Below are 10,026 nucleotides of genomic sequence, written 5' to 3'. Positions count from 1 at the left end.
TCAGTCCTCGGTTGTCGTGGAAGTCAGAACGGCCGGTCGCTCGTCACGAGCATCCGGATTTTCAGGATCGCGCCCTTGACCGGGGGCGCGCCCTCGATGTCGAGGTCGATCGGGTCGAGCCCCTCGATCTCGACGTCGGCGACCGTCTCGCCGAGCATGCGATCGGCTTCGAGCGCGTCGTCGACCGCGACGAGCGCGAGATCGAAGCTCGCGTCGCGGGCCTCGTCGTCGGACTCCGACACGATCAGCTCGAGGTCGGCCCGCACCGCGAGCTCGTAGGTCCGCGGCGAAAGCTGGACGTCCTCGACCGTGACGCCTGCGTCGCGCAGCGTGGCGAACATGCGCCCGCCCGCCGGCACGGCGACGAGATCGCTCAGCGCCGAGACGTTGCGGCCGAAATCGGGATAGCCGATCGCCGCGAAGGCGGGCGCGAGCGCGTCCGACAGCGCGAGATAGGCGGACTGCGAGGCCGACGGCTTGCTCACCCGCGATCCTCGTTGGTGAAGGCCTCGGCGAGCGAGCGCGCCACGATCTCGGGCCACTCGGCCTCGAGCCCGCGCTCGACGCCCGCAATGTCGAGGCGCTTTCGCAGGCTCGTGAACTTGACCAGCGTGAACATGACGATCCGGTCGGCTTTCTTGGGCTGGCGCTTGAGCTTGATGATCGATCGGACACGCCCGCTCTTGGCGTTCCTCCGCGCCCGCACGACCGCGAGAAAGGTCCCGGGGCGAAGGAGGGACGGCACGAGATCGAAGTCGCCAAACCGGCTCTCGACTTCGAGCGGCTTCATCTTTCGCCCCCCGAGGCGGGGAACATTCTCGGTCGGGATCCAGAGAAACTTCGAGCCTTTGACGGGCCGGATCGTCCCGCCGCTCTCGAAAGCCGCGAGGATCCGGGGCGCCTTGGTGTAGATGAAGGCCGCCGGCGAGAGCGTCTTCACGCCAGGCCGCGGATAGACGAGGCCGCGAACCGTCTTGGCGAGCTTCGGGTCCAGACCCGACGACTGGACATGCGCGCGATACCGATCGCGGCCGACGCCTGCGCCGATGCCAGCAGCCTTCATCAGGCCGGTCTCGGCGACCGCGAGCTTTCCCTCGTAGAATTCCTTCAGGTTGAAGTAGCGGCCATCGAAGAACGCATCGGCCCGGAGCGAGACCATCTCAGACCGGCTCCGCGACGCAGGTCCAGATCCGGCGAAGCGCGTCCTCGCGCTTGGGATCGCCGATGATGCGGTAGGACTGTGTCACGGCGCCCGTGGCGTCGAGCAGGTCGAAAGAGCCGTCGCGCAGAGGCTTTTCGATCTCGGAGACCCGGACGTCGATCCGCATCGTCGTGACCGACACCCGCGAGGACCCGATGTCGAGATCGGCGTCGGGCGAGAACACCATGACCTTGCAGGCCGCGCCGCCCGGCGTGAGCGGCGCGCGATAGGACGCCGGCGCGCCAAGCACGAAGGCCGCGTCGACGGCGAGGTCGGCGAGGTCCTGTCGCATGGGCTGCGTCCTGTCAAAACGACAGGGCCGCCCTGAGGCGGCCCTGTCGAGGTCTTACTTCGCGGCCTTGGCGACCGCGGCGGCCGAAGGCGGCGAGGTTTCGCCGGAGACCGGGCCGGCCGGCGGCGAGAACAGCGGGTCGCCGCTCGCCACGCCGTCCTCGTCGGGGTCGACCGCGCCCTTGCGGAACGCGGCTCCGGTCGCGAGGAGGCGCTTCTCCTCGGCCGCGTCCTTGACCTCGAACTCTTCGCCCGGGACGACGGCCTTGCGCTTGCCGTCGAGAACCATCTGGATCGTGTGGCGCGCGATCAGCTTTCCCATCAGAGCACCTTTGCGGAAAGAGTGGCGTTGATGCGGTACGGCACCACGATCGGGGCCGACTGCATCAGCATGTAGCGGACCGCCGGATCGGGCTGGGTCCAGCTCTTCTGGAAGTAGTCGCGGACCTGGAACCCGCACTCCTCGTCCTTGATGACGCCGAAGTGCCGGACGCCTTCGAGGTCGGGCGACACCAGCAGCAGATAGTCGTCCGGCAAGTACTTTCGGGTGACGCCGGCGTCGTCGACGTAGCTGTCGGCGTAGATCCAGATCTGGAAGTCTCCGATCGTTCCCTTGTAGGTCGCGCCGAGCTTCGCCGACTGGGCCCCGAGTTCGAGCGCGGAGCCCGGCGAATAGCGGTTGTCCTGCAGCAGCTCCTTGACGCCCTCGTTCTTCCGGAAGGCGCGCCAGACATTGTCCGCCATGTGGACCTCCGCCGCGCGCGCGCCGCTGACGCCGCGGATGAGGCTCGACCAGTCCTCGAGGTCTTCGAGCGGATCGGCGCCGGGATCGCTCCAGAGCGCCCCGCCCGACAGCGTGACGGTGAGCGAGGGGTCGCGGCCGAAGTCCACGACAGTCGTCGGATACTTCTCCCCCGAGATCGTGACCTGGCCGGTGCGCAGCACCGTCGAGGCCATCCATTCGAGGCGGCGGTTGATCATACGGATCTGGTCTTCCGAATTGGCCGCGATCTGGAGAAGACGCGTCTGCATCGGGTCGAGCGGGCCGGCGATCGCCTGGCCGGGACGGCGACGCACCGCCTTGCCGTCCTCAAGGACGCGCTTGTCCTTGATGTAGGCGGGGCGGAACGACTTGGTGGCGTAGCCCTGCGAGCGCACGATCTGGCCTTCGACCAGCGGCGAGCAGAACGGCGCGAGGCGCGGCTTCTCGGTGAGGACGTCGAAATAGACCTCCTCCTGCAGCGACTGCGAGACTTCCGAGAAATAGCGGTTCACGAGATGGGTGCCGACGAGCGGATCGTCCTTCAGATCGTCGACGACGCGGTTGAGCACCGCGGGCGTATAGATATCGAGCGCCATTGTGTTTGCCTCAGCGGATGCTGTCGTGGATGAAGACGCCGACGTCGCGCAGCGCCTCGCGGGTGTTCGCGACCGTCTGTCCGGTCCCGAACGTCATCGCGCCGGCGTCGAAGCGCCCGCGGAAGTAGGCGACCGTCACCTTGTCGGCGGCGCTCGCGTCGCAGTCCTCGGCCAGCACCACGGCAGGGGTCTGCGAGCCGTCGTTCGCGGCCGACAGGCTCAGGATGTACTTGCCGCTCGCCGTGATCTTGCCGAGCAGCGCGCCGCGCTGGAGGTTCTGCCCGCTCGCCAGAGTGATGCGGGCGCTGTCGACCTCGCCGCAGACGAGGCCGTCGTCGGCCGAGACGGAGCCGTCGTTTCCGAAATATGCGGTCATGTCACGCGCTCCTCTTCTCGGCGGGCTTGCCGCGGTACATCGCCATCACGCCGCTCACGAGCGCTTCGGCGTCCCCGGCCGGGGCGTCGGGCTTGAGGCCCTTGTCCCGGCCTTCCATCGCCTCGCCGAGGCGCGAGGCCTTCGGCGACGCGGCGAGCATTTCCTTGGCCTCCTCGACCGAGATCTTGCCGTCGCCGGCCTTCGCGGCCAGCGAGCGGGCGAGCTTCTCGCGGCCGCGCGCTTCGGGCAGGTCGAACACGGCCATCACGGCCGCGACGCCCGTCGAGGCGGACGCCTTCGCCTTGCCCCTTCCGGCCTTGGCGTTCGCCTTGGCCTCGGTCTCGTCGTCGTCTTCGGTCGAGGCCTCTTCGTCGTCCTTGTCCTCGTCTTCCTCGTCGAGGATCGCCTTGATGCGGCCGAGCTTGTCGTCGGCCGCGGACTTGGTCTCCTCGTCGTCGCTCTCGGCCTCGGCCTCGAGCGCCGCGATCATTGCGGCGTCGATCTTCGACATCGCCTGTTCCTTTCTGGGCCGGGACGCCGCGCGCGAAGCCCCTGCCGCAGCGGGCGTCCCGGTTCCATCGGGGAGCGACAGGGAATTGAGGAGGGCGGCCGCGGCCGCCCGTTCGGTCAGGATCTCGTCGACGAGGCCGAGCGAGAGCGCGGAGCGCGCGGCGTCGGCGTGGTCGGCGAGGAAGTAGCGGGCGTCGAGCGCCTTGATCTGTTCGGCGGAAAGGCCGCGACCGCGCTCGACGACGGCCGAGAAACGGCCCGCGAGCTCGTCCACGTCGGCCTGCCAATGCTCGCGGGTTGCGTCGTCGAGCGGCTTCCAGGGCGCGCCCATGGTCTTTCCCGGCGCGCTCTCGATCGCCTCCACCCTGAGGCCCCAGTCCTTGAGCAGCTCGCTCTCGTCGACATGCACGATGACGACGCCGATCGATCCGATTTCGGCCTCGCGGCTCGCGAGAACGCGGTCGCAGGAGGCGGCGATCGAATAGGCGGCCGAACAGCAGAGGCTCGACACATGGGCCCAGATCGGCTTGCCGCCGTTGCGGGCCGAGCCCTCATGGATCTCGTCGCAGAGGTCGAAGTTTTCCGAGACGAGGCCGCCCGGCGAATCCTCGCGCAGCAGGATCGCCGAGACGCGCTCGTCGGCGCGGGCCGCGGCGATCGCGGCGCTGATCCCGCGATAGCCCGGAACCCACTCCTCGTTCCACCAGTCGTAGTAGCCCTTGGCCGTCAGGACGCCCGAGACGTCGATGACGGCGATCGGACCGCAGATCGCGAAGCCGGCTCCGAACGCGACCTCGCTCGCCCATTCGACCCGTGAGACCAGAGCCTCGGGCTTTTCCGGCGCAGCGTCGTCCTTGGCGAAACCGACGGCGCCGGCAAGCGCCGCGACCAGGCCGCGCGAGCGGCGGGGCCGCTCGGCCGCCATCAGGCGCGAGGCGTGCGCCCGCGCCGCGCGCGGCTCGAGCAGAAGCGCCCGTCCCGGCGTGCGCAGGGCGAGGTCGAGATCGGTCATCGCTGATCCGTGGGTTTAGGCGGTGAGGTGCTTGACCGCCCACATGACGGCTTCCTCGACCTTCGTCTTCGCGAGCGAGACCTCTCGGCTGGCGCCGAGCGCCGCGATGCGGTCATGGAACGCCAGCCCCATGTCCTTGATCTCCTGCATCGCGGCCTTTTCCTCGTCGGACAGGACGCGGTAGGCGTGGCGCATCGTGTTGTTCACGGTCCGCTCGTCGGACGTGCTGGGAACGGTCGTCATCTGGCTTTCCTCGTGGTCATGCGGCCGCACGGGCCTCTGGATCGCCCGGGCGGCGATCCTCCTCGTCTTCGCGACTGTCCTCGTCGGGCTGAGCACGCGCAGGCGCAGCCGCGGCCGCGTCGTCGCCGAGCGGCACGCCGGCCTCGCGGAACGCGTCCTGCTCGCGCTTGCGCTGCTGGAGCGTGAGGATCCAGTCGCCGCCCTGTTCGGCCGCCTCACGCTCATAGGTCGAGATCCCGCCCTTGATCCGCATGATCGCGGCATGGGCTTCCTTGACCGGATCGACATAGCCGCGGCCGGGACCGACCCATTCGGCCTGCGAATAGGCCGCGGGCTCGTCGTAGAAGTCGGGCGCGCCCGCCGGAAGCTCGACCTCGCCGGTGTCGATCGCGTCCTCGAGCCAAGCGGCATAGACCGGCTGGACGAAGCCCCAGACGATGACGGCCCGCAGGCGCTGGATCGTGCGCCAGGTCTCGTTCAGCGCAGCCCGCGCCGACGAGTAGTTCGTCGACGTCCAGTCCATCGAAAGCTGCTCGTAGGAGATGCCGAGCGAGGCGGCGAACCCCTGCAGGAACGCCTTCTGGAAGGCCGGATAGCCGGAGACCTGACGCGGCGTCGAGTTGAGGTCGAGCCGGTCGGACGGGAACATCGTGACGAAGCGGGCTTCGTCCATCTGCCGGCGGTCATTGTAGAACTTGACACGCTCGGAGTTGAACGCGCCCCAGTCCTGCTGGCCGGTATCGGACCCGAGCGCTTCGGCCGCGTATTCCGAGCCCATCTGCGTGTAGATCGCGCCGACGATCGAGCCGTTCAGCGCCGCGGCCTTGACCTCGGCCTCCGAATACTTCGCGAGCAGCCGCTGCTTGACGAGCGCCGCCACGAGGCGCGACACGCCGCGGCGCTGGCCGGGCCGGCGCTTCTCGAACAGGTGCAGGACCTTGGGCCGCTCCCAGTCCCCGAGCGTCTCGAAGCGCTCGATCCGCGTCCAGATGTTGCCTTTCGCGCCCGCGAACCAGTCCGACGGGTGGCCGTCGCGGAAATGATAGGCGACCGCCGCGCCGTTCTCGTCGCATTCGACGCCGCCGCGGATCTTGTCGTCGTCCGCGCGGTTGTTCGGGTTCGACAGTCGGTCGGCGTCGACCATCTGGACCGCGGTCGAGAACGGCCATCCGGCCTTGGGGAGCCAGCGCAGCACCGCGCAGGCCTCGCCGGTCGCCACCAGCTCGCGCGCCGCGAGCCCGAAGAGCCCCACAACGGGCAGCGCGCGCTCGGCGTCCGCCCGGAACGTCGGATCCTGGGCGTATTTGCGCCACTTGGCCTCGATCCGGAGCGCGAGAGCGTCGGCCTCGGCCTGATCGATGCCGAGCGCGACGGCGTCGGGCTTGGCAGAAAGCCGGAACGTCGCGCCGACGGTCATGTCGACCATGCGGTCGACGGCGGCCTGCGCCCATCCGTCGTTGCGAACGAGGTCGCGGATGCGGGCGACCGAAAGGTCGCGCTCGTAGAGCCATTCGGCGTCGGGCGAGAGCAGCGGCGGCATCCAGCCGGCGACCGCCTGGGCGGCCATGTCGGCCGAATGATGCGATGCGCGCGGGATCGCGGCCATGGGGCGCGAGCCCGCCGGAACGCGCACGCGGGGCTTGGCGGGCGCCGCCGTCATCGCCCGAAGCCCGCATAGACCGGGCGGACCGGCGAGCGGTCGCCGGTGAGCCGGGCGAGCTCGGCCTTCAGCCGCAGGATCTCGGCGTCGATCTCGGCGAGGGTCGCGGTCGCGAACTCGGTCTGGACCTTGCCGTCGTAGCCGATCTTGGTCGCGCGCGAGGTCGTCAGCCGCGCGATCTTCTCCGCCTCGAGTGCGGCGATCAGCGCTTCGAGCTCGGCGACCGTGCGGGCCATCGTTTAGGCCTCAGCGGCCTTCGCGGCGCGGACCACGACGACGTCGTCGGCCGGAAACGACGCCTGCATGCGAGAGAGCCCTTCGCCCCACTGCGTCGTGACGAGGCCCGGATGGAGCGCCGTCACCTCCATCTCGTCGCCGCCCGCCTTCAGCTTGACGACGTCGCCGAGCGCGATCCTCACCTTCGACGGCGCGGCGTCGTCGGCCTTGAGCTTGGTCATGGCGGTCTCCTTCACTGGTTGAGGCTCGCAAGGTCGCCGAGCCCGGCGAAGACGGAGCCGCGGATGCGGGCCGGCTTCTGCGTCGGGGCCTCGGGGTCCGCCTGCGGCGGCGTTTCGGCTTGCGCCGGCGCGCTCGTGATCTCGCGCGTCGCCCCGGAGGCGTCGCCGAACATGCTGGCCTGGACGGGCGCGGACAGACGCGCGAGATCGGCCGCACGGGCCGCCCATCGCTCCTCGGTCCAGTTCCAGAGCCCGAGGAAATGCGTGCCCGCGAGGTTGTAGGTGCGGCAGTCGAGATAGTGGTTCTCGCCGTGGCGCTTCCAGCGCCGGCGCGGCTCGCCGGCGACCGTCTCAACGATCACGCTTTCGGCCACGAGCTGGCGAAAGTAGTCGTCCTCGAGATCGGCCGGGAAATGGCAGTAGCCGCGCGGGACCGACTGGCCGGCCTCGGCCTCCTTCAGCGCCCGCGACAGGTAGATCATGATCGCGGATTTCAGCGACCAGCCGCCCACGACCCAGACCTTGACGCCGTGACGCTTGGCCTTGCCGGTCGAAAGCCCCGACTTCTGCACCTCGGCGCTTTCGGCGCGGGCGATCGCGGGCTTGTTCCAGCCGTCGACGCCCTTGATCGCGATCGCGTTCGGGCGGCGCTTGACGAAGCTGTAGACGGCCTCGGCGTTGTAGCCGGAGTCCACCATCACGAGGTCGGGCTCGACCCGCGCGCCCGAGGGGAGCGTGATCCCGCGGTCGATCAGCGAGGCGAGCTTCGGCCAGGCGCCCTCGCCCGGCGCGTCGGTCTCGCCCGGCAGGAGCTGGGCGTCGATCGTCCAGCTCTCGCGGTCCGGCCCCCAGCCGACGGTCTCGACATAGATTCCGTAGCCCTGAACGTCGACGCCCATGGTGAAGGCGAGCGGACCGTGGGGCGCGCGACGGAGCCGGAAGTCGGCCTCGCGGCGGGCCGACAGCGTCTCCCATGCGACGAGCTCGTCCTGCGCGTCGAAGGGCCGGCCGAGGTCGACGTTCTCGAACTTCTTGAGCGCGACCGGATCGGAGCCGGCCGCGGCGTGCTTGGCCGCGAGCTCGTCCCATGTGTCGAGGAAGTTCATGACGCCCGTGATGGCGTAGCTCTTGATCGGCGACAGCATCTCGGCCGAGCGCGCGAGCCAGACCGCGAAGTCCTCGGGCGACAGGCTTTTCGCGGGGACCACGCCGTCGGCGTCCGGCGCGGTCGTGATCCAGCCGCCGATCGCGTTCATCTCGTCGCGGTCGCTCTGGCGAAGCTCGGTCTCGCAGCCCGGGCAGACGATGCGGGCGCGGAACGGCGCGCGCTCCTCGCGTACGACGTCCTCCCATTCGAAGTCGGTGCGCGTCAGGCAGGCCGGGCAGCCCATGTACCAGCGGCGCCGGTCGCCCGCCTGGTACTTTTTCTCGATCCGCGAGAAGCGCTTCCATGTCGGCGAGGAGCACACGAACTCCTTCGACAGGCCGAAGCGCTTGTACGTCTTGATGCGGCCGTCAGCGAGCGCGTCGGGATCGCCTTCCGAACGGCCGCCGCCCTTCGACACGACCTCCTCGGGCCATGCGTCGACGTCGTCCTTGAACATGTAGCGGATCGAGTGCTGGCGAAGGCCGGCGGCCGAGTTCGCGCCGGCGAGCAGGATGAAGCCGCCGCCGAAGACGACGCGGTCGCCCTTCGTGCCGGACCCGTCGCGCGACTTCTGCGGGCGGACCACGCCGCCGCGCTCCGGCGCGAGAACCGCGCAGTCGCGGATCATCGGATCGAATTTCTCGGTCTTCCAGTCCTTGGCGGCCTTGATGGTCGCCTGGACGTACATGGCCGGGCCCGGGACGCGGTGCATCATGTGGCCGAACCAGTTCTCGCCGCCGGCCGAGCCCGCCGACTGGGCGGGCTTCATGAGCGCGACCGTGTGGCAGGGATCCTCGGGCCCGAGCGCGTCCATGATCTCGACGAGATAGGGCATCGCGTCGTGGGTCCATTTGCCGGGCTGGCTCGAGGCCTCCGGCGACAGCACGCGGTGGCGAAGCGCCCAGTCGGAGACCGAGATCGGCGCGTCGGGACGGAGCGCGCGCGCCGACGCCCGGAGGAGGTCGGCGGCGCGCGAGAGGCGCGGGTCGATCTCGTCAAGCATCGGCGGGTTCGTCCGTGGTTTCGGGCTCGGAGGCGGCTTCCGCCTCGATCGTGGCGGCGAGATCGTCGAGGTCGTCGGCCGAGGCCGTCAGGGCCTTGCGGATCTCGTCGTCGATCAGCGCGCGGATGGCGCGCGGATCGCTGAGTTCGGACGCGCGCTGCGCGACGCGGGCGCCGACGGAGGCGAGGCGCGCGCGCGTCGCCTTGGCGGTCTCGGTCTGCGCGTGTTCGGCGGCGCGGCGGTCGATCAGGCGGCCGACGCGCTGCTCGTAGTTGAGCCGCTCGTTCTTGGCCGCCCAGTGCTCGCGTTCAACGCGGGCCGATCGGCCCTGCGTCTGGATCTCGTCCGGCACCAGCGTGGGCGACTGCGGAGCGCGGGGCTCGTCTTCGGCCGGCGCGACTTCGATCGGGGCCTGGCGCTTCAGCGGGTTCTGCTCGACGCCGCGCTTGGCGTCGGTCGCGGCGACGTCGACGAGGTGCATGCCGGGCCGGTTCGGGTCCGGCACCTTCACGAGCGGCCACTTCGACGCCGCCTGCTTGGAGACGCCTCGCAGGCGAGCGTATTCGGCGGCGGTGACGAGGCCAGACTGGCCGTCAACCTGCTGCGTCATCCGCGTCACCCATGTGGGGTCAACCCGGTCAACGATGTTGACCGGACCAATGGCTAGAGAACGTAAGCGCTAAAGCTCACCGCATTGCGTCAGAAGGCGGGGAAGGACCCGCCGGGGCTGGGTCGGGGCGGTCGGTTGACCGACCGACGATGAGGG

At 69.7% G+C, this 10,026-nt stretch carries 13 protein-coding genes; all 13 read right to left on the bottom strand.

All coding sequences use genetic code 11. The annotated features are described in order from the left end of the window. Window positions 1–23 precede the first annotated feature (23 nt). Genes ACFOWB_RS14435 through ACFOWB_RS14375 form a run of 13 tightly spaced genes read right to left on the bottom strand, consistent with a single transcriptional unit; the run spans window position 24 to window position 9,870 of the window. The gene (locus ACFOWB_RS14435) at window positions 24–485 is read right to left on the bottom strand and encodes a hypothetical protein (RefSeq protein ID WP_261402905.1); all 462 of its coding nucleotides are present in this window, start codon (window positions 483–485) and stop codon (window positions 24–26) included. Further along, on the bottom strand, window positions 482–1,159 hold the full coding sequence (locus tag ACFOWB_RS14430; RefSeq protein WP_261402904.1) for a DUF6441 family protein: 678 nt from the start codon (window positions 1,157–1,159) through the stop codon (window positions 482–484). The genes ACFOWB_RS14435 and ACFOWB_RS14430 overlap by 4 nt, the downstream gene beginning before the upstream one ends. Window position 1,160: 1 nt before the next feature. Continuing rightward, window positions 1,161–1,493 carry a head-tail joining protein gene (locus ACFOWB_RS14425; RefSeq protein WP_261402903.1) on the bottom strand — a complete coding sequence of 111 codons (333 nt, stop codon included), beginning with the start codon at window positions 1,491–1,493 and terminating at the stop codon, window positions 1,161–1,163. A 54-nt stretch (window positions 1,494–1,547) separates the two neighbouring features. Next, complete coding sequence (locus ACFOWB_RS14420; RefSeq protein ID WP_261402902.1) at window positions 1,548–1,814, bottom strand: hypothetical protein; 267 nt, start codon at window positions 1,812–1,814, stop codon at window positions 1,548–1,550. Next, window positions 1,814–2,851, bottom strand: a complete 1,038-nt coding sequence (locus tag ACFOWB_RS14415) for a major capsid protein (protein WP_261402901.1) — start codon at window positions 2,849–2,851, stop codon at window positions 1,814–1,816. Before ACFOWB_RS14415 ends, ACFOWB_RS14420 begins: the two co-directional genes overlap by 1 nt. A gap of 10 nt (window positions 2,852–2,861) precedes the next feature. Further along, entirely contained in the window at window positions 2,862–3,227 is a 366-nt protein-coding gene (locus tag ACFOWB_RS14410) for a head decoration protein (RefSeq protein ID WP_261402900.1), read from the bottom strand. A 1-nt stretch (window position 3,228) separates the two neighbouring features. Further along, on the bottom strand, window positions 3,229–4,749 hold the full coding sequence (locus ACFOWB_RS14405) for a S49 family peptidase (RefSeq protein WP_261402899.1): 1,521 nt from the start codon (window positions 4,747–4,749) through the stop codon (window positions 3,229–3,231). 15 nt (window positions 4,750–4,764) lie between these two features. Beyond that, window positions 4,765–4,992: an Acb2/Tad1 domain-containing protein gene (locus ACFOWB_RS14400; protein ID WP_261402898.1), complete on the bottom strand. Its 228-nt coding sequence runs from the start codon at window positions 4,990–4,992 to the stop codon at window positions 4,765–4,767. Window positions 4,993–5,008: 16 nt separating this feature from the next. Further along, window positions 5,009–6,652 (bottom strand): phage portal protein, encoded by a 1,644-nt coding sequence (locus ACFOWB_RS14395; protein ID WP_378147962.1) that lies wholly within the window; start codon window positions 6,650–6,652, stop codon window positions 5,009–5,011. Continuing rightward, window positions 6,649–6,888, bottom strand: a complete 240-nt coding sequence (locus ACFOWB_RS14390; RefSeq protein ID WP_261402895.1) for a hypothetical protein — start codon at window positions 6,886–6,888, stop codon at window positions 6,649–6,651. Before ACFOWB_RS14390 ends, ACFOWB_RS14395 begins: the two co-directional genes overlap by 4 nt. A 3-nt stretch (window positions 6,889–6,891) precedes the next feature. Next, window positions 6,892–7,110 (bottom strand): YodC family protein, encoded by a 219-nt coding sequence (locus ACFOWB_RS14385; RefSeq protein WP_261402894.1) that lies wholly within the window; start codon window positions 7,108–7,110, stop codon window positions 6,892–6,894. A gap of 11 nt (window positions 7,111–7,121) precedes the next feature. After that, a complete protein-coding gene (locus ACFOWB_RS14380) occupies window positions 7,122–9,260 on the bottom strand; it encodes a phage terminase large subunit family protein (protein ID WP_261402893.1) in 2,139 nt (712 codons plus the stop codon). Beyond that, on the bottom strand, window positions 9,253–9,870 hold the full coding sequence (locus tag ACFOWB_RS14375; protein WP_261402892.1) for a hypothetical protein: 618 nt from the start codon (window positions 9,868–9,870) through the stop codon (window positions 9,253–9,255). Before ACFOWB_RS14375 ends, ACFOWB_RS14380 begins: the two co-directional genes overlap by 8 nt. Window positions 9,871–10,026 lie beyond the last annotated feature (156 nt).

Origin of the sequence: Chenggangzhangella methanolivorans (genome assembly GCF_042648545.1) — a bacterium.
Classification (GTDB): domain Bacteria; phylum Pseudomonadota; class Alphaproteobacteria; order Rhizobiales; family Methylopilaceae; genus Methylopila; species Methylopila methanolivorans.
Note: the sequence above shows the minus strand (reverse complement) of the source record. Positions and strands in the feature narration are given on the sequence as shown.

What these genes read in the sequence shown, in the direction of transcription:
- ACFOWB_RS14420 (WP_261402902.1), bottom strand. Translation starts at nt 1,814, where the DNA reads ATGGGAAAGCTGATCGCGCGCCACACGATCCAGATGGTTCTCGACGGC.
- ACFOWB_RS14415 (WP_261402901.1), bottom strand. Translation starts at nt 2,851, where the DNA reads ATGGCGCTCGATATCTATACGCCCGCGGTGCTCAACCGCGTCGTCGAC.
- ACFOWB_RS14425 (WP_261402903.1), bottom strand. Translation starts at nt 1,493, where the DNA reads ATGCGACAGGACCTCGCCGACCTCGCCGTCGACGCGGCCTTCGTGCTT.
- ACFOWB_RS14400 (WP_261402898.1), bottom strand. Translation starts at nt 4,992, where the DNA reads ATGACGACCGTTCCCAGCACGTCCGACGAGCGGACCGTGAACAACACG.
- ACFOWB_RS14395 (WP_378147962.1), bottom strand. Translation starts at nt 6,652, where the DNA reads ATGACGGCGGCGCCCGCCAAGCCCCGCGTGCGCGTTCCGGCGGGCTCG.
- ACFOWB_RS14380 (WP_261402893.1), bottom strand. Translation starts at nt 9,260, where the DNA reads ATGCTTGACGAGATCGACCCGCGCCTCTCGCGCGCCGCCGACCTCCTC.
- ACFOWB_RS14410 (WP_261402900.1), bottom strand. Translation starts at nt 3,227, where the DNA reads ATGACCGCATATTTCGGAAACGACGGCTCCGTCTCGGCCGACGACGGC.
- ACFOWB_RS14405 (WP_261402899.1), bottom strand. Translation starts at nt 4,749, where the DNA reads ATGACCGATCTCGACCTCGCCCTGCGCACGCCGGGACGGGCGCTTCTG.
- ACFOWB_RS14385 (WP_261402894.1), bottom strand. Translation starts at nt 7,110, where the DNA reads ATGACCAAGCTCAAGGCCGACGACGCCGCGCCGTCGAAGGTGAGGATC.
- ACFOWB_RS14390 (WP_261402895.1), bottom strand. Translation starts at nt 6,888, where the DNA reads ATGGCCCGCACGGTCGCCGAGCTCGAAGCGCTGATCGCCGCACTCGAG.
- ACFOWB_RS14375 (WP_261402892.1), bottom strand. Translation starts at nt 9,870, where the DNA reads ATGACGCAGCAGGTTGACGGCCAGTCTGGCCTCGTCACCGCCGCCGAA.
- ACFOWB_RS14430 (WP_261402904.1), bottom strand. Translation starts at nt 1,159, where the DNA reads ATGGTCTCGCTCCGGGCCGATGCGTTCTTCGATGGCCGCTACTTCAAC.